Genomic DNA, 21,398 nt, shown 5'->3' on the forward strand with positions numbered 1-21,398 from the left:
CGGCGATGAAAAAACCTGACCGTCTCCCCCAGCCCACGAGTCTTGCCGGGCTGGTCGAACAGGTAGAGGCGTGCACGGTCTGCGCCGCGAACCTGCCGCATTCCCCGCGTCCCGTCCTACGCGTCTCGTCCGCCGCGCGCCTGCTGATCGTCGGCCAGGCACCGGGGCGGCGCGTGCACGAAACCGGCATTCCCTGGAACGACCCTTCGGGCGACCGGCTGCGCGAATGGCTGGGCATGACGCGCGAGCAGTTCTACGACGTCTCCCGCATCGCCATTGTCCCCACCGGCCTGTGCTATCCGGGCACGGTCAAGGGCAGCGACCTGGCGCCGCGTCCGGAATGTGCGCCGCTGTGGCATCCGCCGTTGCGCGCGGCCATGCCCGGCATCCGCCTCACCCTGTTGATCGGCGCCTATGCCCAGGCGTATTACCTGGGAACGCGCCGTGGCCGCACGCTGGCCGACACGGTGCACGCCTGGCGCGATTTCCTTCCCGACTATTTTCCGCTGCCGCATCCCAGTCCGCGCAATCGTCTATGGTTCAAGCGTCATCCCTGGTTCGAGCAGGACGTGCTGCCGGCCCTGCGCGAACGGGTTGGAGCGCTGCGTGCGACAGGCGATAATGGCGGCGCACATCGTCCAACCTAGCAACCTGCATTCAGGATACGAACCCGTATGAAACTGATCACCTCGCTCACCAGCCCGTATGGCCGCAAAGTCCGCGTGGTCCTGCTGGAAAAGAAAATCCCCTTCCACCTCCAGGTCGAAAACCCGTGGTCGCCGGAGACCCCGGTCCCCGGCTTCAATCCGCTCGGCAAGGTGCCGGTGCTGGTGCTGGAGGATGGCATCAGCGTGTTCGACTCGCGTGTCATTGTCGAATACCTCGACCACGTCAGCCCGGTCGCCCACCTGATCCCCAGCGAACCGAAAGTCCGCATGATGGTGCGCGGCGTCGAGGCGCTGGCCGACGGCGTCACCGATGCGGCCGTGGCGGTGAACCTGGAACGGAAGCGCGCACCCGAGCAGCGGAGCAGCGACTGGATGACGCTGCAGGAGAAGACCCTGTTCCGCGGACTCGAGGCACTGTCGGAAGCACTGGGCGAGAAACCCTGGTTCCTCGGCAACAGCAACAGCATGACGCTGGCCGATGTCGCCTGCGGCTGCACGCTGGGCTACCTGGACCTGCGCTTCCCCGAAATCGACTGGCGCACCGCGCATCCCAACCTGGCCAGGCTCGCCGAGAAACTGGCGAGCCGCGCATCGTTCATGGAAACGGTGCCGGTCGTCTGAACGGTATCGACATACTGCCGTTCGCCCGTCGCTGCGGAAGGGTCGCTGCGTAGCGGCGGGGACCCCCGGCGTACCCCTTGCGGGTGCTGTCGAAGGGCCTGGTCGGAGGACTTGAGTAGCTCAATTACGGAGCAACACCATGCCACATCAAACCGCAACACTCGCCGGCGGCTGTTTCTGGTGTATCGAAACCGTGTTTAACCGGCTGCGCGGCGTCGACTCCGCCGTCTCCGGCTACATGGGCGGCCACACCGAGAATCCCACCTACAAGGACATCTGCAACGGCGACACCGGCCACGCCGAAGTCGTGCAAGTCACCTTCGACCCGGAGGTGATTTCGTTCCGTGAACTGCTCGACGTCTTCTTCACCCTCCACGACCCCACCCAGCGCAACCGCCAGGGCAACGACGTCGGCACGCAATACCGCTCGGCCATCTTCTGGCACACGCCCGAGCAGAAGGCCGAGGCAGAAGCCGCAATCACCGAGCTGACGGCATCGAGGCACTTCGGTGCGCCGATCGTCACGGAAGTCACCGAGGCGACGACCTTCTATCCCGCAGAGGATTACCACCAGCGCTACTTCGAGCAGAATCCGCATCAGCCGTATTGCCAGTTCGTGGTGGCGCCGAAGGTGGCGAAGGCGGAGGGGAAGTTCGGGGGACGGCTGAAATAAGCTTGTTGATTGAGATCGAAAGCTGGGTTGAAAGGTTGTCCGGTAATCGGCCAAAGGCGCCACCGGCCTCTTAACCTGCTACAACCGCTGTACTCGCAAGACCGGCCGTTGACATGCCTCTCACCGCTTTACCCGGTTCAGACGTTAGAACCGACCCGAAGCAGCCACGAAATGTGTCGAGTCATGCCGTCACAAGGCGGCCATTCAAGGCCAGAGCTTTGCCACGGAGCCTGCCTTGGCCCGAGGCGACGAATACTGACGGCGAGCCTCCACGAGGCCCGGAGGCGGTTCAGCATTGCCCTAAATCGCGTTGTCATGCTTTGCCGTTGTTCGAGGGTACTTATTCAGTGAAGTCCCCAATGCCTCCCGGCACGGTGGAGGCGCCGAACCGTCCCAGCCCCATTTCCACCAGCCCTTCGGGACGGCGCAGCAGAAACAGTGTTTCCAGCCCCATGCGCTGTGCCAGGCCCAAGCCTTCTCCAGGGCCGGCCACCAGCAGTGCGGTGGCCCAGGCGTCCGCGTGCATGCAGGTGCGCGCCAGCACGGTGACCGATGCGACGGCATTGTTCACGGGCGCAGCGCGGCGCGCGTCCATGGTGTGTGCGAGGCGCGCATCACCCACCTGTAGATAGCGCCGGTAGTCGCCTGATGTGGCCACGGCCAGGTCCTGCAGGTCGATGACTCCGTGCACCGCGCGACGCCCAACCTCGGGTTCCTCCAGCGCCACGGCCCAGGGCGCACCGCTGCCCTGGCTGCCCACTGCGCGCAACTCACCATCAAGCGCCACCAGCGCATGCTGCACCCCGTGCTGCTGCAGCACGGCGACCATGCGATCTACTCCGTAGCCCTTGGCAATGCCGCACAGGTCGAGCTGCAAGGGGGCGTGCTTGCGGGCGCGGCCTGCGGGGCGGTCGAGCTCCAGGCACTCGTGCGTAGGGCGCGACGCGATTTGGCGCGCCGCGCGGATCGCCCCAGCGTCGGGCGCATCGCGCACCGCGCCAAATCCCCAGGCATCGACCAGCGCGCCGACGCCCGGATCAAACGCGCCGGCACTGAGGCGGTGGATATCGAGCGCGCAGGCCAGCACCTCCAGTATTTCGGCGGGCAGTTCGACCCAGGCGTCCACGGGCGCACGGTTCAGGCGCATGAGGTCGCTATCGGGCTTCCAGGGAGACATCTGCTCGTCCACCTGCTGCACTGCGGCGGCGAGATCCCGGCGCAGGGCCGCCAAGTCCAGGCTGGCGTCGACGTCCACACTGGCGGACCAGCGCGTGCCCATGGTCGGGCCATGCAGGGTGGTCCGTTTGCAGAGCACGGCAGGTTCAGAAGATGTCTTCGGCATAGCGTTCCTTCGCTTTGAGTTGCGATACGCTCAACTGCAGCGGCGCCAGCACGGCGTCCAACGTCGCGGCCACGTCGCGCGCCATGGCGCGGCTTCCGCAGACACGCACGATGGCGCCCTGGGCCACCAAGTCGCGCAGGCGCTCGGCGTCGCGGCGCAGGGCGTCCTGCACATAGCCACCACCCTCCGGTATGCGCGAGAACACCGTCTGCATACTGGCCAGGCGTCCTTCGCCGAGCCAGTGCTGGATCTCGGGGCCGAAGTAAAAATCCCGCTCAGGGTTGCGCCCACCAAAGTACAGGTGCATAGGGGTATGCCGGTCGTTGCGGCGAATGAAGCCTGCCAAGGGCGCCACCCCCGTGCCCGCGCCGATCAGCAGCACGGGCCGCCGCGTGCGCGGCAGCGCAAAGCCGGGGTTGGATCGGATGAACGCGGCGATGTGGTCGCCCGGCTGCAGGCCCAGCAGGTGCGTAGAGCACAGGCCGCCGGGCATCTGCCGTACGCAGATTTCCAGAAACCCGTCTTCCCAGCCCGACGCCAGCGAGTAGTAGCGGGGCACGGCCGAGCCTGGCGGCACGATGCCCACGAGGTCGCCTGCTGCAAAGTGCGCCAGACCGTGCCCATGCAGGCGCTCCCTACCGCTCTGCGCGGGCCACGCAAAGCGCAGGATCGCTGTGGGCTGGTCGACGAGCCCCGGATAGTCCTGGCGCGTCACGAGCGTGAGCACAGTGGTGGGCGGCATGCGCGGCACATGCTCCAGCACCAGGGGTTCGCCGAGCGCCTGCGCCAAGGCCTGACCCCAGCGAGCGAACTGCTGGCTCGATTGCTGGTGGATGCATTCCAGTGGCAGAAGCGCGGGCCAGCCCTGTGCACGCAGGGTTTTCTCCAGCGCCTCGGCAAAGGCGCAGAACGCCGGGAACTGTCGGTCGCCAAAGCCCAGTACCGTCACCGGCACGGTGTTGGCGCTGGGCTTTGCCATGCGCTCCAGGGCGTGGCTGGCGTGGGTCGGGGCCTGGCCCTCGCCATAGGTTGCGGCGAGCACAAACACCTGCCGCGTGGCGGCCGTGGTCTGGAAAAGCTCCAGCGCTCCGGTGTACACGCGGTGACCGTTGTGGCCCAGCGCATCGTGCAACGCTTGGGCAAAGCCCCACGTGCTGCCACCTTCGCTGGCAACGAAGATGAGCACGTCGGCCTGTGCCAGCGGGTTGTTGCCCGTGATGTGCGGCGCCTGGCGGCGTGCCTGCCACCAGATGAAGACGCCCGACAGCCAGAACAACAGCACGCTGGCGCCCACGAGCGCGAGCACCACGGCCCAGGGCCAAGCCCCTTCACCCGTGTGCAGCACCAGAGCCCAGTCGTAGATGCGCTGCGCCAGGGTGACGTCCTGCCAGGCCAGTGTTTTCCCTGAGTAGCGGTCGATCCAGCCTTCGCCCTGACTGGTGGCCACCTTCCAGGTGTCTTCAGGATCGGCAGCGTCGGGGAAATTCAGCTTGCGCAAGTCCTGCACGGAGAGGTTTTGCAGCATGGAAAGCTGCCCCACGGGCAGAGCTGTCTGGCCGGTCGCCACGGAGACCACGTCGGGCTCGGTCCCGGCGTCCAGCGCCACCAGTCCCAGGGTCGAGGCGCTCATGGTCAGCGCCGTGAGCGACGTCAGGCACAGCACCGCCAGCACCACCCGGCCCGTGACCACGTGGATGCGCTGCGCCAGCGAGCCGCGCACCCTTGCCGCCAGCCGCCGCCAGCCGCCCATGCGGCGCAGCAGCAGTACGAGGGACGAGACGCACAACACCCCTATGGCCAGCGCAATGCCCGCCGCACCCCAACGCCCGGCGTCGCCCAGGAGCAGCGAGCGGTGCAGGTTCTTCACCCAGCGCGGCAGTGCCGAAGGCTGCCAAGCACCCAGCACGCGACCATCGGCCGGGTCCACGTAGTGCGCCTGCGCCTGGTCGCCGACAAAGCCGAACACCACGATGGCACCCGAGGGCAGGTGGCGGATTTCCTCAGCACCCGGGACGGTGCGTGTCACGCGCTCCATCAGCGTGGCCACCGACAGGTCGTCCGGCGCGGCGGGTGCCTGCCACGCCTGCTGCACCGGATCGAACGCCAAGATGGCGCCGGTAATTCCCAGTACCACGGCCAGCACACCAATCGTCAGGCCCAGCCAGCGGTGGATTGCCTTCCATCCCATGTGCGCGTCCTTTACTGCAGTTGGAAGGTCAGCGTCTGGATGTACTGCTTGCCGGCCTGCGGCTTGCCGGCGTTGCCGGTGGACAGTGGCACGCGCACTTCCGACGGGCTGTCGCGCATGTCTTCCGCCGCAGCGTCAATGCGAATTTCGTAGCCCGCGTCAATCAGCGCAGCGGCCAGGTCGGCCGTGACCTTGAGCGTGCGCCCCGCACCCACGCTGGCGCCGGTCACGCCGGCGAGGCGTTTGGTGTCACCGCTTGAGAGGCGATTCCAGTCGGACAGGTGCTTGTAGTACTTGGCCTTGCCGCCGGCCACCCACAGCGTGCGCACATAGGCTCCTTTGGCGTTGGTCAGGTATGCGGCCAGGTAGGCACCGTCGCCGCCGTAGTTCTTGAGTTGGGCGGTCAGCGTGAGCTGGCGGCTGTGCGCCAGGGCGGGAATGGCCAGCGCGCAGGCGGCGGCCACAGTGGTCAAAAGTAGTTTGGACATGGTGATACTCCAGTGGGGGATTAATCGATCTGGCCGCGCGGTGCGGTGCCAGGGGTGAATGGGGACGATGGTGCGGCGGCGCCGTCTGGTTGCGACGCGGCGTGCTCACGGTCGCGTTCTCGGGAACGCTGGCGGTCCCCTTGCTTCATCTTCAATACCTTCAGGGTTTCCGGATCGATTTTGGCCTTGAAGATGCGGCCCTGTGAGTCTGTGCCGCGAATTTCGTAGCAGCCGTCGTCGATTTTCAGCCGCTGGATTTGCCAACCCTGTCGGGCTGCCATCTGCCGCACGGCCTCGCGTGACTGCCAGCGCTCTACCGGCGCATCGCAATCGTCATCGGCCAATGCGGGCATGACGGTCAGGCCCAGTGACAGGGCCAGCAAGCCACGGCGCAGGGAGGGATGCATGACAAACGATTTGCGGTGCTGGTGTTTCATGGAAAACTCCTTTTCAGTACGTTAGCGCTTCTGTCAGCTTACGGGCACCACGTCGAACTCACACAATAGGCCAGGACCGGTAACAATTAAGAAGGTCCGCCCTACCTTCCTAAGCGGTCAACTTTTGACATGAGAGGCGTGCCCCGGATTGCCGGGGCACGTCCTCTCGATGGAAGGGCTAGTCGGCGCCGGTTGCCTTGAACACTAGGGTGGGGGCTTTCCCGTGACTGTAGAAATAGTCTCCACTAGGGCGATCGCGACTGCTCTGCCTTTGCATGCATCGACAAAGTAGGGCCAGCCATAGCCCGGCTGCCCGATGGTTGAGTCATTGGAGACAGCTTGCAGCCTGAGTCGATCCGATGACTGTCTCCTGCCTCCTTGCGAGAATCGTCTGCATGCGAAGGCATGCTCATCATGGTTGCTGCGACGCTCAGCGCACGGCAATAATGCTTGGCTTCATGATTCTTCCTTTCGATCGATTCCAGTCAACGCTGACTGTTCATGTACTCTGCACTTCAAAACTTAAGGCAGCCTGAACGCACTTCTGGGATTCCATGGGGCGATGTGGTTCTTCCAGAAGCCGTAGGTCAAGCGGTAATCCCCCATTTTTAGCAGTCGCCAGAAGTGGAGTTAAGTGGCGCGGATTGTCAGATGGCCGGTTTTATTACATCAACGGACGGTCGATGAGCACGCCATGATCAGCCGCTTCGGGTCGGAAGTACGCATTCGCGGAAATCTGAAGCGGACACTCGGCGTTACTGATTTGCGAATGACCGGTCAGAAGCCCATAGCGGAAATAGTCGGCCCAAATCTCCAGCGACTGCTTCGGCCGATTACCGGACGGTCAGGGTCAGTCCAGTGACTTCGGACGTTCTCTCCTGAAGTTTTACTTCTCCGCCTTCACCCACGAATCCTTCAAGGTCACCGTCCGGTTGAACACCGGCGCGCCCACTTTCGAATCGACGCGGTCGGCGACGAAGTAGCCGTGCCGCTCGAACTGGAAGCGGTCTTCCGGCGCGGCGTCTTTCAGTGCCGGCTCCAGTTGTGCGCGGATCACCTTGACTGAATCGGCATTCAGATCGTTCAGGAAATCGCCGCTTTCGCCGCCCGGCTGCGCGGTGGTGAACAGGCGGTCGTACAGGCGCACCTCGGCTTCATAGGCATGCGCGGCGGACACCCAGTGGATGTTGCCCTTGACCTTGACCGAGTCGGCGCCCGGCGTGCCGGACTTGGTGTCGGGCAGGTAGTCGCAGTGTACGGCGGTGATGGTGCCGTTGGCGTCCTTGTCGCAGCCGGTGCATTGGACGACGTAGCCGTAGCGTAGTCGTACCGAGTTGCCCGGGAAGAGCCGGAAGTAACCCTTGGACGGCGTTTCCATGAAGTCTTCGCGCTCGATCCATAGTTCTTTCGAGAACGGCACGGCGCGCTTGCCGAGATCGGGCTGCTGCGGATGGTTGGGCGCGAAGCAGTCTTCGGTCTGGCCTTCCGGATAGTTGTCGATGACGAGCTTGACCGGGTCGAGCACGGCGACGCGACGATGTGCGCTGTCGTTGAGCACGTCGCGCTGGCTGGCTTCGAAGACGCTGTAGTCGATCCAGCCGTCGGACTTCGACACGCCGATCTGGTCGGTGAAGCGGCGGAAGCCTTCCGCGGTGTAGCCGCGGCGGCGCGCGCCGACCAACGTCGGCATGCGCGGATCGTCCCAGCCGCTGACGTGCTTTTCCTCGACCAGCTGGATCAGCTTGCGCTTGGACAGCACGACGTAGGTCAGGTTCAGGCGGGCGAATTCGATCTGCTGCGGCAGCGGGCGGGTGAAGAAGCCGCCGTCGGCGAGCTTGTCGAGCAGCCAGTCGTAGAACGGGCGCTGGTCCTCGAATTCCAGCGTGCAGATCGAATGCGTGATGTGCTCGATCGCGTCCTCGATCGGGTGGGCGTAGGTGTACATCGGGTAGATGCACCAGGTGTCGCCGGTGTTGTGGTGATGCGCGCGTTTAATCCGATAGATCGCCGGGTCACGCAGGTTGATGTTGGGCGAGGCCATGTCGATCTTGGCGCGCAGCACGTGCGCGCCGTCGGGGAATTCGCCGGCCTTCATGCGACGGAACAGGTCGAGGTTCTCTTCCGCGCTGCGGCTGCGGTAGGGGCTGTCCTTGCCGGGCTCGGTGAGCGTGCCGCGGTAGGCGCGCATGTCGTCGGCGGACAGCGAATCGACGTAGGCGTGGCCGGACTTGATCAGGTATTCGGCGCAGGCGTACATGGTGTCGAAGTAGTTCGACGCGAAGTAGAGGTGCGCGCCCCAGTCGAAGCCCAGCCACTTCACCGACTCGACGATGGAATCGACGTATTCCTGGCTTTCCTTTTCCGGGTTGGTGTCGTCGAAACGCAGGTGGCAGACGCCGCCGTAGTCGCGCGCCAGGCCGAAGTTGAGGCAGATCGACTTGGCGTGGCCCAGGTGCAGGTAGCCGTTGGGCTCGGGCGGGAAGCGCGTCTCGACGCGGCCGCCCCATTTCCCAGCGGCGTTCTGCTCGTCGATGATGTTGCGGATGAAGTTGGCGGCGGGTGCGGGGGCTTCGTGCGACATGATGGAATGGGAATCTGGGATGCGTGGATTGTAGCGGGTTCGGGCGGCCCTTCGACAGGCTCAGGGCGAACGGCACAGTGTTAATTCCGTTCGTGGCGCGCTGGTCGAACCACCAAAAGAAGGCTCGAAACGGTGATCTTCAAATGATGATGCCGCCGCCGAGACAGACCTCGCCGTCATAGAGCACGACGGACTGTCCGGGCGTGACCGCCCATTGCGGGCTGTCGAACGCGAGTTCGAGCGTGTCGTCGTCGAGCCGGGTGATGCGGCAGGGCGAGTCGGCCTGGCGATAGCGGGTCTTGGCGGTGTAGGGCTTGGCCGGATCGGGCGCGACGCCGCTGATCCAGTTGAGCTGGCCGGCGGCGAGCGTCGAGCGCTTGAGCAGCGGATGCTCGTGGCCCTGCACCACGACCAGGGTGTTGCTCGCCATGTCCTTGGCGGCGACGAACCAGGGCTCGGTGCTGCCGTCCTTCTGCCCGCCGATGCCGAGCCCCTGGCGCTGGCCGAGGGTGTAGTACGTCAGGCCCTGATGTCGGCCGACGACGTGGCCTTCGGGTGTTCTCATGTCGCCGGGATCGCGCGGCAGGTAGCGTTCGAGGAATTCGCGGAAGTTGCGCTCGCCGATGAAGCAGATGCCGGTGCTGTCTTTCTTGGCGGCGTTGGGCAGGCCGATCTGCGCGGCGATCCGGCGTACTTCGGGCTTGGGCAGGTGCGCCAGCGGAAACAGGGAAGGGGCGAGCTGCGCCTGGCTCAGACGATAGAGGAAGTAGCTCTGGTCCTTGTTGGCGTCAGCTGCCCGCAAGAGCGTGGCGCGGCTGGCCACATCCTGTCCCTTGCCGACGTAGTGCCCGGTGGCGATGAACTCGGCGCCGCGCGCGATGGCGTCGTCGAGGAAGGCCTTGAACTTGATCTCGGCATTGCACAGCACGTCGGGATTGGGCGTGCGGCCGGCCTGGTATTCGGCGAGGAAGTAGCTGAACACGCGTGCTTTGTATTCGGCGGCGAAGTTGACCGCCTCGACCTCGATGCCGAGTACGTCGGCCACCGCCAGCACGTCGAGAAAATCCTGCGTCGCGGTGCACTGCTCGGTGTTGTCGTCGTCGTTCCAGTTTTTCATGAAGACGCCGAGCACGTCGTAGCCCTGCTGCTTCAGCAGATGGGCCGCGATGGAGGAATCGACTCCGCCCGACATGCCGACGACAACGCGCGTGCTCATGCGTGGCTCACGAAATCGAGCGGAAAGCGACGCCCGGCCAGATAATCCCGCACGCAGCGCATGACCAGCGGGCTACGGTGCGGCGTGGGGTGGGCGGCGAGCTCGTCCGGCGTCAGCCAGAGTGCGCGCACGATGCCGTGGTCCAGCGGACGTTCGGCATCGAAGCCGGTGACGCCGCAGACATAGGCAAAGCGCAGATAGGTGATGTCGCGCAGTGGATAGTGCGTGGTGTAGCAGCCGAGCAGGGCGGTCGGCTCGACATGATGTGCGGTTTCCTCCAGCGCTTCGCGGCGTACGGCCTCGATCAGCGTTTCGCCGCGTTCCCAGTGGCCGGCGGGCTGGTTGAGACGCAGGCCTTCGGCCGTGTGCTCCTCGACCAGCAGGAATGTGCCGTCGCGTTCGACGATGGCGGCGGCGACCACGTGAGGCATCCACTGCGTTGTATCCAGGCCTGGCTTAGACATGGCTCTCTTTCCATTCTCCGGGTTGCAGCGCGTCCAGGCGCCATTCGCCGACAGCGGCGCGGATCAGCCGCAGCGTCGGGAAGCCGATCTTCGCCGTCATCCGCCGCACCTGGCGGTTCTTCCCTTCGCTGATCGTGAGTTCGATCCAGCTTGTGGGGATGGCCTGGCGGAAGCGGATCGGCGGGTTGCGCGGCCACAGGCCGGCGGGTTCGTCGATGAGGCGCGCCCGGGCCGGGCGGGTGACGAAGTCGCCGAGATCGACGCCGCGGCGCAAGGGGTCGAGGTCGGCGTCCGTCGGCGCGCCCTCGACCTGCACCCAGTAGGTTTTGGGCAGCTTGTGCCGGGGATCGGCAATGCGGCTCTGGAGCGCGCCATCATCGGTTAAAATCAGCAGGCCCTCGCTGTCGGCGTCCAGTCGACCGGCCGCATAGACGCCCGGCAGCGCGAGGTAATCCCGCAAGCCCTGCCAGCGACCTTCCGGGGTGAACTGGCTGAGCACGCCATAGGGCTTGTTGAACAAAATAAGACGCGACACTTCGGGTGGGGACAAAGTCCCATTTTATCGTTTCGAGACATTATGAGCACACATATCCAGATTCCCGCCGCAGGCAAGAAAATTACCGTCAACGCCGACAACAGCTTGAATGTGCCGGACACGCCCATCATTCCCTTCATCGAGGGCGACGGCACCGGCGTCGACATCACTCCGGCGATGCGCCGCGTGGTCGATGCGGCGGTGGCCAAGGCCTACGGCGGCAAGAAGCAGATCGCCTGGATGGAAGTATTCGCTGGCGAGAAGGCAGTCAAGGTCTACGGCGGCGACCAGTGGCTGCCGGACGAGACCGTGCAGGCTGTGAAGGACTATGTGATCTCGATCAAGGGCCCGCTCACCACGCCAACCTCGGGCGGCATTCGCTCGCTCAACGTCGCGCTGCGCCAGATGCTCGATCTCTATGTCTGCCTGCGCCCGGTGCGCTACTTCACCGGCGTGCCCAGCCCGGTGAAGGCGCCGGAGAAGGTCGACATGGTGATCTTCCGCGAGAATACCGAGGACATCTATGCCGGCGTCGAATGGGAAGCCAATTCGCCTGAAGTGAAGAAAGTGATCGAATTCCTGCAGAAGGAAATGGGCGTCAAGAAGATCCGCTTCCCTGAGTCATCGGCCATCGGCATCAAGCCGGTGTCGGTCGAAGGTTCCGAGCGCCTGATCCGCAAGGCGATCCAGTACGCGATCGACAATGGCCGCAAATCGGTGACCCTGGTGCACAAAGGGAACATCATGAAGTTCACCGAAGGCGGCTTCAAGAAATGGGGCTACGAGCTCGCCGCACGCGAATTCGGCGCCAGATTGATCGGCGACGGCCCGTGGATGGAATTGCCGAACGGCATCATCATCAAGGACGTGATCGCCGACGCCTTCCTGCAGCAGATCCTGTTGCGCCCCGACGAATACGACGTGATCGCCACGCTCAACCTCAACGGCGACTACATTTCCGACGCGCTGGCGGCGGAAGTCGGCGGCATCGGCATCGCGCCCGGCGCCAACCTGTCCGACACTGTGGCGATGTTCGAGGCCACCCACGGCACCGCGCCCAAGTATGCCGGCAAGGACTACGTCAACCCGGGCTCGCTGATCCTGTCGGCCGAGATGATGCTGCGCCACCTGGGCTGGACCGAGGCGGCCGACCTGATCGTGGCCAGCATGGAAAAGGCCATCGCGGCGAAGACCGTGACCTACGACTTTGCGCGCCTGATGGATGGCGCGACCGAAGTGAAGTGCTCGGCATTCGCCGAAGCGATGGTCGCGAAGATGTAAGCGTCGTGTCGCCAACAAAGCCCCGCCGAGGCGGGGAGCGCGTACAACAAAAAACCCCGCCGAAGCGGGGTTTTTTGTTTCAGCGCAACAATTCAACCTTGCGGCTGGATGTTGGAAGCCTGCTTGCCTTTGGGGCCTTGGCTGACTTCGAAGCTGACTTTCTGGCCTTCCTTCAGGGTCTTGAAACCGTTGGACTGGATGGCGGAGAAATGTGCGAACACATCTTCGCCGCCGTCATCCGGGGTGATGAATCCGAAACCCTTGGCGTCGCTGAACCACTTGACAGTACCTGTTGCCATTACAACTCCCTCCTTGGCGGAACATAAACACAACCACAAACATAACCGCGATAAGCATGACTCCACCCCGTGGGGCGTAAACTCTGGCGGATGACAGGACGGCGAGATTGTTTTAGCCGTCGGTCTGAATTCAAGCGCGCTACCCGGTAATGCCCTGTGGTAATGCCAAACCTGTACGGTTCTTGAAACCAAACTTTTGGCTTTTTACTACCGCGCATGAGTTTTTACAAGTGGAAAGCGAGAAAAAACAAGGGGCTGGGCTAGACTGTGGTTTCCATTCAACCAAAGAAAGGGTCGCGATGAAGAGAATGATGCTGATCGGATTGGTGGCGGGCGCACTGCTGGCCACGGGTGCATGGGCTGAAACCGCCCAGCAGGAGAGGATGAAATCCTGTAACGCCGACGCAGGCAAGCAGCAGCTTTCCGGCGATGCGCGCAAGTCGTTCATGAAATCCTGCCTGTCAGGTGGCGCAACGCCGGGAAGCAAGGCTACGGCCCAGCAGCAGCGCATGAAGGACTGCAATGCCGAAGCCTCCGGCAAGCAGATGAAGGGCGATGCGCGCAAGGCGTTCATGAAATCCTGCCTGTCCGGCAAGTCGAACTGAGCCGGTCCGGGAACACACGAAGAAGGCTCCGCGCGGAGCCTTCTTCGTTTGATGGGATGCGGTAGCATGCGCGCCATGCGCACCTGGGACATCTTCTGCAACGTCGTCGACAACTATGGCGACATCGGCATAGCCTGGCGCCTGGCGCGCGGGCTGGCCGGCGAGCACGGCCTGGACGTGCGCTTGTGGGTGGATGATCTGCGCGCGTTCCGGCATATCTGGCCGGCCATCGTCGTGGATGCGGATCGGCAGGTCTGCGAGGGCGTGACGGTTTGCGCGTGGCGGGCGCCGTTTGCGGCGAGCCGGCCGGCCGAGGTGGTGGTCGAGGCATTCGGCTGCGCGCTGCCGGAAGCCTATCTGGCCGCCATGAGCGAGCAGTCGCCGTCGCCGGTCTGGATCAATCTCGAATACCTGAGCGCCGAGCCCTGGGTGGCGGCCCACCATGGCCTGCCTTCGCCGCACCCGCGCTTGCCGCTGACCAAGTATTTCTTCTTTCCGGGTTACACGCCGGATACCGGCGGCCTGCTGGCCGAGGCGGATCTGGCCGAACGGCGCGCCGCTTTCGTGCAGGATGGCATGCCGGCGTTCTGGCGCGAACTTGGACTGGATGCGCCGCGGGCGGGTGAATTGCGGGTGTCGCTGTTCGCCTACGAGAACCCGGCGTTGCCCGAGCTGCTCGATGCCTGGGCGGCCGACTCGCATCCGGTCACCTGCCTCGTCCCCGAAGGCCGGGTGATGCCGCAACTGGCCGCCTGGCTGGCGGCTCCCGGCTTGCGGGCGGGCGATACCGGCAGCCGCGGCGCCTTGCAGGTACACATTCTGCCGTTCATGAACCAGGATCGGTATGACCACCTGCTGTGGGCCTGCGACCTCAATTTCGTGCGGGGCGAAGATTCCTGCGTGCGGGCGCAGTGGGCGGCCCGTCCAGTGGTGTGGCAAGCCTATCCGCAAACCGAAGGGGCGCACTGGGACAAGCTGGACGCGCTGCTGGCGCGTTACACGGCGGGCCTGGACGGCGCGACGGCGGACGCGGTGAGCGGGATATGGCGGAACTGGAATGCCATGCCGGACGCGCCCGGCATGGCAGCCTGCTGGACCGCCTGGCGCGCGCACCAGGCGGCGATCGAACGGCACGCACAGGCCTGGTGCGGCCGCCTCGGCCTGGCCGGAACGCTCGCCGGCAAGCTGGTGGAATTCGCGGAAAATAAGTTAAAATGGCGAGTTTTCTCAAACTCTTAGCGCTCTCGCAGCAGGACACACCCATGAAAATCGCACAGGAACTCCGCGCCGGCAACGTCGTGATGATAGGCAAAGACCCGATGGTGGTGCAAAAGGCCGAATTCTCGAAATCGGGCCGCAACTCATCCGTCGTCAAGATGAAACTGAAGAACCTGTTGACCGGGGCCGGTACCGAATCGGTCTACCGTGCCGACGACAAATTCGACACCGTCACCCTCGACCGCAAGGAATGCACCTATTCCTACTTCGCCGATCCGCTCTATGTGTTCATGGACAGCGATTACAACCAGTATGAGATCGAAGCCGACAACCTCGGCGACGCACTGAACTACCTGGATGATGGCATGCCGCTGGAAGTGGTGTTCTATGAAGGCAAGGCGATTTCGGTTGAAATGCCCACCACGGTCATCCGCGAAGTCGAATACACCGAGCCCGCCGTGCGCGGCGATACGTCGGGCAAGGTGATGAAGCCCGCGCGCATCAAACCCACCGGATTCGAACTGCCGGTGGCCGCGTTCGTCGAAATCGGCGACATGATCGAGATCGATACCCGCACCAACGAATTCAAGCGCCGCGCAAACTGAGCGTGGTTGTTGCCGATTAATCGGCAACAACCACGGCCTGCCCTTCAGGGGGCTTGCGGGTGGATTCCGGTGTTGGTTTCAAACAAAAGGCAGCTTCGGCTGCCTTTTGTTTTTGGCGACTGTTCAGCGGCGTTAAAATAGCGACTCGTTTCTCCGTCGCTTCCCCATGACCGATCCACGTTTCATCCACCTCCGATTGCATACCGAGTATTCCGTCACCGATGGTCTGGTGCGGGTGGCCGACGCGGTCAAGAGAGCGAAGGGCGTTGCGATGCCGGCGCTGGGCCTCTCCGATTTGTCCAATACGTTCGGCTGGGTGAAGTTCTATCGAACGGCCCGGGGGGCCGGGATCAAACCCATATTCGGCTGCGACGTGTGGGTGACCAACGCCACGGATAGAAACCGGCCCTCCCGCCTGCTGCTGCTGGTGCAGCACCGCGAAGGGTATCGCCGCCTGTGCGAACTGCTCACGCGCGCCTATCAGGAGAATGTCCATCGCGGCCGTGCCGAGATCGATCCCACCTGGCTGGTCGAAGGCACCGACGGCTTGCTGGCCTTGTCGGGTGGCGACTTGGGCAACGTCGCGCAGGCCATCCTCGACGATAAGCCTGACGCTGCACGCACCGCCGCGGAAGCATGGGCCGAGTTGTTCCCGGGCCGCTATTACCTGGAGCTGCAGCGCTTCGGCCAGCCGCACACCGAACGCCTGATCGACGGCCTGCTCGACATCGGTGCGGCGTTGAACCTGCCCGCAGTCGCCACGCATCCGATCCAGTTCATCGCGCCGGACGATTTCAAGGCACACGAGGCGCGCGTCTGCATCGCCGAGGGCATGATGCTGGGCGATCCACGCCGGCCGCGGCCGTTCACCGCCGAGCAGTATTTCAAGACGCCGGACGAGATGGCGGAACTGTTTGCCGACCTGCCGGAAGCCCTGGCCAACAGCGTCGAAATCGCCAAGCGCTGCAACCTGACGCTGGAACTCGGCAAGAGCAGGCTGCCCGATTTTCCGACGCCGAATGGCATGAGCCTCGACGACTACATGCGGCAGCGTTCCTTCGAGGGGCTGCACGAACGCATGGCGCACCTTTATCCCGACGAGGTCGAACGTGCGGCCAAGCTGCCCGAGTACGTCGAGCGGCTGGAGTTCGAGCTCGGGACCATCATCCAGATGGGCTTCCCGGGTTATTTCCTGATCGTGGCGGACTTCATCAACTGGGCCAAGAACAATGGCGTGCCGGTTGGGCCGGGGCGGGGTTCCGGCGCCGGCTCGCTCGTAGCCTACAGCCTGCGCATCACCGACCTCGATCCGCTGGCCTACGACCTGCTGTTCGAGCGCTTCCTCAATCCCGAGCGGGTGTCGATGCCCGACTTCGACATCGACTTCTGCCAGGACGGGCGCGACCGCGTGATCCAGTACGTGAAGGAGCGGTATGGCCATGCGGCGGTGTCGCAGATCGCCACCTTCGGCACGATGGCTGCCAAGGCGGTGCTGCGAGACGTCGGCCGCGTGCTCGACCTGCCGTACCTGTTCGTCGACAAATTCGTCAAGCTGGTGCCCAACGAACTGGGAATCTCGCTCGCCGAGGCGCGTGAAAAAGAACCGCAGATCGACGAGCGTGCCCGCAACGAGGAAGAACTCGCCGAACTGCTGCCGCTGGCGGAAAAACTCGAGGGCATCACACGCAACGTCGGCATGCACGCGGGCGGCGTGCTGATCGCGCCGGGCCGGCTCACCGATTTCTGCCCGCTGTATCAGGCCGAAGGCTCCGACGCGGCGGTGTCGCAGTTCGACAAGGACGACGTCGAGGCGATCGGCCTGGTCAAGTTCGACTTCCTCGGCCTGCGCACGCTGACCATCCTGGCCGAGGCGGTGCGTTTCGTGCAGCGCCATCCGGGGCGGGAGAATTTCCGGCTGGAAGACCTGCCCCTCGACGATCCGGCGGTCTACAAGCTGTTTGCCGACGGCAACACTACCGCGGTGTTCCAGTCCGAATCGCGCTCTGCCAAGGACCTGGAGAAGAAGCTGAAGGGCGATTGCTTCGAGGACATCATCGCGCTGATGGCGCTGAACCGTCCGGGCCCGCTAGGCTCGGGCATGGTGGACGACTTCATCGCGCGCAAGCAGGGCAAGCAGAAGCCGGAGTATTTCCATCCCGATCTCGAACCGGTGCTGAAGTCGACCTACGGCATCATCGTCTACCAGGAACAGGTGATGCTGGTGGCGCAGATCCTGGCGGGCTACAGCCTCGGCGCCGCCGACCTGCTGCGGCGCGCGATGGGCAAGAAGAAGCCCGAGGAAATGGCCAAGCAGCGGGAAATTTTCCTCGCCGGCGCAGCCAAGCGCGGGGCAGACACCAAGGTCGCCGAGCGCCTGTTCGACCTGATGGAGAAATTCGCCGAATACGGCTTCAACAAGTCGCATTCGGCCGCCTATGCGCTGGTGGCGTATCACACCGCCTGGCTCAAGGCCTACTATCCAGCCGAATTCATGGCGGCGACGATGTCGTCGGAAATGTCCGACACCGACAAGGTGCGGGTGTTCTATGAAGACTGCCGCGCCAACGGGCTGAGCATGCTGCCGCCCGACATCAACCTGTCGGGCTACCGCTTCGAGCCGGTCAGCCAAACCGAGATCCGCTACGGTCTGGGCGCGATCAAGGGCAGCGGCGAGGCGGCAATCGGCGCGATCGTCGCCGAGCGCGAGGCCAACGGCCCCTACAAGGGCCTGTTCGACCTGGCCCGGCGTGTCGACAAGCGCTATCTCAACCGCCGCGTGCTCGAGGCACTGGTGAAGGCGGGTGCGTTCGATGCCATCAACGGTCATCGTGCCAGCCTCATGGCCTCGGTCGGCGCGGCGCTGGAAACCGCCGACCGCGCCGCGCGCAGCGGTGGCCAGGTCGGCCTGTTCGGCGAGGCGCTCGACGGCGGCGGCGAAGACCTGATCGACGTGCCGGTGTGGCCGGAGCAGGAAAAACTGCTGCAGGAGAAGTCCGCGCTCGGCTATTTCTTCAGCGGCCATCCCTTCACCTCGTACTTGTCCGAGGTGTCGAGCTTTGCCAAACGCCAACTCGACAGCCTGGAGCCTTCGCGCGACCTGGTCATGCTGGCCGGCATTGCCGTTTCGCTGCGCACCCAGATGACGCGGCGCGGCAAGATGCTGATCCTGCTACTGGACGACGCGACGGCGCAGGTCGAAGTCGTGATCTTCAATGAACTCTACGAGCAGAGCCGTCATTTGCTGAAGGACGACGCGCTGCTGGTCATCGAAGGCAAGGTCAACCGCGATGACTATTCAGGCGGGGTGCGGGTGACGGCGGAGCGGATTTACGACCTGGCAGGGGCGCGTACCCGGTTTGCCCAAGGGCTGCGGCTGGCCTGTAACGGGCAGTCGAACGGGCGCAAGCTGGCGGAATTGCTCGCGCCCTACAAGGCGCAGGAGGGCGGTTGCCCGGTGTGGGTCGAGTATCACAACCCCAGTGCGCGCTGCCGGGTGCGGCTGGGCGAAGACTGGCGGGTGCGGCTGGATGACCGCCTGCTGGAGTCTTTGGGCACTTGGCTCAAACCCGAGGCGGTGAACGTGATTTACTGAAAAGCCTGGGATCGGATGGAACAATCGTACCGATCCGGGTTTTTCTTTTAACAAAGTATTGACATGAATTACATAATATTAGAAACTTCTAATAACACTGATGTCGCCGCAATGGCAGTTGGTGTTGTCTCCTCCAATCCTCCTCCTTTGGTGGATACTCTGCCCGGCTCATCACTGAGCCGGGCATTTTTTTGGCCGTGTTCCGGGCGGACGCCCAACCGCTAGTCGGTCCGCTTCAGGAATTCGCGGTATACGCCATCCGCTTCGCCGATCTCGACCCGGTCGACTCGCGCTAGGGGCGGGCCGGTGTGAACCCACTTGATCAGGGCCTCGACCGCCGAGGCCGGTCCCTGGATCACGGCTTCAACCGTGCCATCCGGCGCGTTGCGCACCCAGCCGGCCACGTTCAGACGTTCGGCCTCCATCCGCATCGACTCGCGGAACCACACGCCCTGCACCCGGCCATGGATACGCAGGCGATGCGTTTTCATGGCCTTACTTCACTTTCATGCCCGGTTGCGCGCCGCTATCCGGCGACAGGATGAAGAGGCTGGGCGCGTCGCCTTTATGCCCGTCAGGGTGCGACGCCGCCAGCACCATGCCTTCGCTCATGCCAAACTTCATCTTGCGCGGCGCGAGGTTGGCGACCATCACCGTCAGCCGACCCACCAGCGCTTCCGGGGCATAGGCTGACTTGATGCCGGCGAACACCTGGCGCGTGCCGAGTTCGCCGAGGTCGAGCGTCAGCCGGAGCAGCTTGTCAGCGCCCTCGACATGCTCGGCATTGGCGATGCGCGCGATGCGCAGGTCGATCTTCGCGAAGTCGTCGATGCTGATCGTATCGGCCACGGCCGCAGCGGCAGACACCGGTTGGGCGGCGTGCGCCTGCGCTTCGGCGTGGCGTGCCGGTGCGGGGGCAGGGGTCGGTTCGAGGTTCTGTTTGTTGGCGTCTACCATGGCTTCGATGGATTTGGGGTCGATACGGGTCATCAGGTGGGTGTAGGCGTTGATGCGATGCCGGATGAACAGGCTTTGTGCGTCGTCCCAGGCCAGCGGCGGAATGTCGAGGAAGGCCTCGACCTCGCCGGCCAGTTTCGGCAGCACCGGCTTCAGGTACAGCGTCAGCAGGCGGAAGCAGTTCAGCGCCACCGTGCAGACCTCGTGAAGGCGATAGACCGCCTCGGGTTTCTTCGCCAGTTCCCAGGGCTTTTCGTCGGCGACATACTGGTTGGCGCGGTCGGCCAGCGCCATGATTTCCCGCAAGGCCTTGGCGTAGTCGCGCGCCTCGTAATGCGCGGCGATCGTGCCGGCCGCAGCCTGGAAGTCGTTGATCAGTTCGATATTGGCGACGCCGTCGGCAAGCTTGCCTTCGAAGTTCTTGTGGATGAAGCCGGCCGTGCGGCTGGCGATGTTGATGAACTTGCCGACCAGGTCCGAGTTCACCCGCGCGACGAAGTCGTCGAGGTTGAGGTCGATATCCTCCATCGAACCGTTGAGCTTGGCCGCGTAGTAATAGCGCAGCCACTCGGGATTGAGCTTTTGCGCGAGGTAGCTCTCGGCCGTGATGAAGGTGCCGCGCGACTTCGACATCTTCTGCCCGTTCACCGTCAGGAAGCCGTGCGCGTACACCGCAGTCGGCAGCCGATGGCCAGAATACTTCAGCATCGCCGGCCAGAACAGGGCGTGGAAATACAGGATGTCCTTGCCGATGAAATGCACCAGTTCGGTCTTCGACTCAGGTCCCCACCAGGCATTGAAGTCGAGACCGTTGTCGGCGGCATATTTGGCGAAGCTCGCCATGTAGCCCACCGGCGCGTCCAGCCAGACATAGAAATACTTGCCGGGCGCGCCGGGAATCTCGAAGCCGAAATAGGGCGCGTCGCGGCTGATGTCCCAGTTGTTGAGGCCGGCGGCGAACCATTCCTGCATCTTGTTGGCGGCTTCGGCCTGCAGCGTGCCCGAGGTCGTCCATTCGCGCAGGAAGGCCTCGCACGCACCGAGCTTGAAGAAGTAGTGCTCGGAATCCTTGTGCACCGGCGTCGCGCCCGACACCGCCGATACCGGATTCTTCAGCTCGGTCGGGCTGTAGGTGGCGCCGCACACCTCGCAGTTGTCGCCGTACTGATCCAGCGCGCCGCACTTGGGACACTCGCCCTTGATGAAGCGGTCGGGCAGGAACAGGTTCTTCACCGGGTCGTACAACTGGGCGATGGTCTTGACGTCGATCAGCCCGGCGTCTTTCAGTGCCAGGTAGATTTTGGATGCCAGCGCGCGGTTCTCGTCGGAATGCGTCGAGTAGTAATGGTCGAAGCCGATGTGGAAGCCGGCGAAATCGCGCGTGTGCTCGTCCCACACCCGGCCGATCAGCGTCTCCGGCGTGATGCCTTCCTTTTCCGCGCGCAGCATGATCGCGGTGCCGTGGGTGTCGTCGGCGCACATGTAGCGGCAGTCGTGGCCGCGCATCTTCTGGAAGCGCACCCAGATGTCGGTCTGGATGTATTCGACCAGATGGCCGAGGTGGATGCTGCCGTTGGCGTAGGGCAGGGCGGAGGTGACGAGGATCTGGCGGGACATGGACAGGCCGG

The 21,398-nt window shown here is 64.0% G+C and carries 19 protein-coding genes; 8 read left to right on the forward strand and 11 right to left on the reverse strand.

What is annotated here, in order from left to right:
• The first annotated feature begins 5 nt into the window (after positions 1 to 5).
• The 3 genes from B058_RS0106450 (at position 6) to msrA (ending at position 1,962) form a co-directional block, all read left to right on the forward strand.
• Entirely contained in the window at positions 6 to 647 is a 642-nt protein-coding gene (locus B058_RS0106450; protein WP_018507661.1) for a uracil-DNA glycosylase family protein, read from the forward strand.
• Between the two features lie 27 nt (positions 648 to 674).
• Positions 675 to 1,289, forward strand: a complete 615-nt coding sequence (locus B058_RS0106455; protein WP_018507662.1) for a glutathione S-transferase C-terminal domain-containing protein — start codon at positions 675 to 677, stop codon at positions 1,287 to 1,289.
• Between the two features lie 139 nt (positions 1,290 to 1,428).
• Entirely contained in the window at positions 1,429 to 1,962 is a 534-nt protein-coding gene (gene msrA, locus B058_RS0106460) for a peptide-methionine (S)-S-oxide reductase MsrA (protein WP_018507663.1), read from the forward strand.
• A 340-nt stretch (positions 1,963 to 2,302) separates the two neighbouring features.
• Here msrA and B058_RS0106465 read toward each other — a convergent pair whose 3' ends face one another.
• From B058_RS0106465 to B058_RS0106500, 8 genes are all read right to left on the reverse strand, one after another.
• Entirely contained in the window at positions 2,303 to 3,277 is a 975-nt protein-coding gene (locus tag B058_RS0106465; protein WP_018507664.1) for an FAD:protein FMN transferase, read from the reverse strand.
• Between the two features lie 7 nt (positions 3,278 to 3,284).
• Positions 3,285 to 5,492 carry a PepSY domain-containing protein gene (locus tag B058_RS0106470; protein ID WP_018507665.1) on the reverse strand — a complete coding sequence of 736 codons (2,208 nt, stop codon included), beginning with the start codon at positions 5,490 to 5,492 and terminating at the stop codon, positions 3,285 to 3,287.
• A gap of 11 nt (positions 5,493 to 5,503) precedes the next feature.
• A complete protein-coding gene (locus B058_RS0106475) occupies positions 5,504 to 5,980 on the reverse strand; it encodes a DUF2271 domain-containing protein (RefSeq protein ID WP_018507666.1) in 477 nt (158 codons plus the stop codon).
• A gap of 20 nt (positions 5,981 to 6,000) precedes the next feature.
• Positions 6,001 to 6,417: a PepSY domain-containing protein gene (locus B058_RS0106480; RefSeq protein WP_018507667.1), complete on the reverse strand. Its 417-nt coding sequence runs from the start codon at positions 6,415 to 6,417 to the stop codon at positions 6,001 to 6,003.
• Positions 6,418 to 7,303: 886 nt separating this feature from the next.
• Entirely contained in the window at positions 7,304 to 8,998 is a 1,695-nt protein-coding gene (locus B058_RS0106485) for a glutamine--tRNA ligase/YqeY domain fusion protein (protein WP_018507668.1), read from the reverse strand.
• A 139-nt stretch (positions 8,999 to 9,137) separates the two neighbouring features.
• Positions 9,138 to 10,214, reverse strand: coding sequence for a tRNA 2-thiouridine(34) synthase MnmA (gene mnmA, locus B058_RS0106490; RefSeq protein WP_018507669.1), 1,077 nt, complete (start codon positions 10,212 to 10,214; stop codon positions 9,138 to 9,140).
• Positions 10,211 to 10,678 (reverse strand): NUDIX hydrolase, encoded by a 468-nt coding sequence (locus B058_RS0106495; protein WP_040723591.1) that lies wholly within the window; start codon positions 10,676 to 10,678, stop codon positions 10,211 to 10,213. The genes mnmA and B058_RS0106495 overlap by 4 nt, the downstream gene beginning before the upstream one ends.
• Positions 10,671 to 11,213 carry a pseudouridine synthase gene (locus B058_RS0106500; protein WP_026240706.1) on the reverse strand — a complete coding sequence of 181 codons (543 nt, stop codon included), beginning with the start codon at positions 11,211 to 11,213 and terminating at the stop codon, positions 10,671 to 10,673. Before B058_RS0106500 ends, B058_RS0106495 begins: the two co-directional genes overlap by 8 nt.
• Positions 11,214 to 11,255: 42 nt before the next feature.
• Here B058_RS0106500 and icd point away from each other — a divergent pair, with 42 nt between their 5' ends.
• Positions 11,256 to 12,494 (forward strand): NADP-dependent isocitrate dehydrogenase, encoded by a 1,239-nt coding sequence (gene icd / locus B058_RS0106505; RefSeq protein WP_018507672.1) that lies wholly within the window; start codon positions 11,256 to 11,258, stop codon positions 12,492 to 12,494.
• Positions 12,495 to 12,586: 92 nt separating this feature from the next.
• Here the strand turns inward: icd and B058_RS0106510 are convergent, their stop codons facing one another.
• Positions 12,587 to 12,793 carry a cold-shock protein gene (locus B058_RS0106510; protein ID WP_018078929.1) on the reverse strand — a complete coding sequence of 69 codons (207 nt, stop codon included), beginning with the start codon at positions 12,791 to 12,793 and terminating at the stop codon, positions 12,587 to 12,589.
• Between the two features lie 182 nt (positions 12,794 to 12,975).
• On the opposite strand from B058_RS0106510, the gene B058_RS0106515 reads away from it, so the two are divergent.
• The 4 genes from B058_RS0106515 to dnaE all read left to right on the forward strand — a co-directional run bounded on the left by B058_RS0106515 (position 12,976) and on the right by dnaE (position 18,813).
• Positions 12,976 to 13,398, forward strand: a complete 423-nt coding sequence (locus tag B058_RS0106515; RefSeq protein ID WP_245539269.1) for a PsiF family protein — start codon at positions 12,976 to 12,978, stop codon at positions 13,396 to 13,398.
• A 66-nt stretch (positions 13,399 to 13,464) separates the two neighbouring features.
• Positions 13,465 to 14,637, forward strand: coding sequence for an elongation factor P maturation arginine rhamnosyltransferase EarP (gene earP, locus B058_RS0106520; protein ID WP_018507674.1), 1,173 nt, complete (start codon positions 13,465 to 13,467; stop codon positions 14,635 to 14,637).
• Between the two features lie 23 nt (positions 14,638 to 14,660).
• Positions 14,661 to 15,221 carry an elongation factor P gene (gene efp / locus B058_RS0106525; RefSeq protein ID WP_018507675.1) on the forward strand — a complete coding sequence of 187 codons (561 nt, stop codon included), beginning with the start codon at positions 14,661 to 14,663 and terminating at the stop codon, positions 15,219 to 15,221.
• Positions 15,222 to 15,387: 166 nt separating this feature from the next.
• Positions 15,388 to 18,813 carry a DNA polymerase III subunit alpha gene (gene dnaE, locus B058_RS0106530; protein ID WP_018507676.1) on the forward strand — a complete coding sequence of 1,142 codons (3,426 nt, stop codon included), beginning with the start codon at positions 15,388 to 15,390 and terminating at the stop codon, positions 18,811 to 18,813.
• Between the two features lie 221 nt (positions 18,814 to 19,034).
• On the opposite strand, the gene B058_RS0106535 is transcribed toward dnaE, so the two are convergent.
• On the reverse strand, positions 19,035 to 19,304 hold the full coding sequence (locus B058_RS0106535; protein ID WP_018507677.1) for an acylphosphatase: 270 nt from the start codon (positions 19,302 to 19,304) through the stop codon (positions 19,035 to 19,037).
• Positions 19,305 to 19,308: 4 nt separating this feature from the next.
• Positions 19,309 to 21,387, reverse strand: coding sequence for a methionine--tRNA ligase (gene metG, locus B058_RS0106540; protein ID WP_026240708.1), 2,079 nt, complete (start codon positions 21,385 to 21,387; stop codon positions 19,309 to 19,311).
• Positions 21,388 to 21,398: the final 11 nt, after the last annotated feature.

Origin of the sequence: Thiobacillus thioparus DSM 505, from assembly GCF_000373385.1 — a bacterium.
In the GTDB taxonomy this organism is placed as follows: Bacteria; Pseudomonadota; Gammaproteobacteria; order Burkholderiales; family Thiobacillaceae; genus Thiobacillus; species Thiobacillus thioparus.

Excerpts from the sequence above, each read along its gene's own strand:
- msrA (WP_018507663.1), top strand. The coding sequence starts at position 1,429 with ATGCCACATCAAACCGCAACACTCGCCGGCGGCTGTTTCTGGTGTATC.
- B058_RS0106470 (WP_018507665.1), bottom strand. The coding sequence starts at position 5,492 with ATGGGATGGAAGGCAATCCACCGCTGGCTGGGCCTGACGATTGGTGTG.
- metG (WP_026240708.1), bottom strand. The coding sequence starts at position 21,387 with ATGTCCCGCCAGATCCTCGTCACCTCCGCCCTGCCCTACGCCAACGGC.
- B058_RS0106495 (WP_040723591.1), bottom strand. The coding sequence starts at position 10,678 with ATGTCTAAGCCAGGCCTGGATACAACGCAGTGGATGCCTCACGTGGTC.
- B058_RS0106450 (WP_018507661.1), top strand. The coding sequence starts at position 6 with ATGAAAAAACCTGACCGTCTCCCCCAGCCCACGAGTCTTGCCGGGCTG.
- dnaE (WP_018507676.1), top strand. The coding sequence starts at position 15,388 with ATGACCGATCCACGTTTCATCCACCTCCGATTGCATACCGAGTATTCC.
- mnmA (WP_018507669.1), bottom strand. The coding sequence starts at position 10,214 with ATGAGCACGCGCGTTGTCGTCGGCATGTCGGGCGGAGTCGATTCCTCC.
- earP (WP_018507674.1), top strand. The coding sequence starts at position 13,465 with ATGCGCGCCATGCGCACCTGGGACATCTTCTGCAACGTCGTCGACAAC.
- B058_RS0106480 (WP_018507667.1), bottom strand. The coding sequence starts at position 6,417 with ATGAAACACCAGCACCGCAAATCGTTTGTCATGCATCCCTCCCTGCGC.
- B058_RS0106510 (WP_018078929.1), bottom strand. The coding sequence starts at position 12,793 with ATGGCAACAGGTACTGTCAAGTGGTTCAGCGACGCCAAGGGTTTCGGA.
- B058_RS0106535 (WP_018507677.1), bottom strand. The coding sequence starts at position 19,304 with ATGAAAACGCATCGCCTGCGTATCCATGGCCGGGTGCAGGGCGTGTGG.
- icd (WP_018507672.1), top strand. The coding sequence starts at position 11,256 with ATGAGCACACATATCCAGATTCCCGCCGCAGGCAAGAAAATTACCGTC.
- efp (WP_018507675.1), top strand. The coding sequence starts at position 14,661 with ATGAAAATCGCACAGGAACTCCGCGCCGGCAACGTCGTGATGATAGGC.
- B058_RS0106485 (WP_018507668.1), bottom strand. The coding sequence starts at position 8,998 with ATGTCGCACGAAGCCCCCGCACCCGCCGCCAACTTCATCCGCAACATC.
- B058_RS0106455 (WP_018507662.1), top strand. The coding sequence starts at position 675 with ATGAAACTGATCACCTCGCTCACCAGCCCGTATGGCCGCAAAGTCCGC.
- B058_RS0106475 (WP_018507666.1), bottom strand. The coding sequence starts at position 5,980 with ATGTCCAAACTACTTTTGACCACTGTGGCCGCCGCCTGCGCGCTGGCC.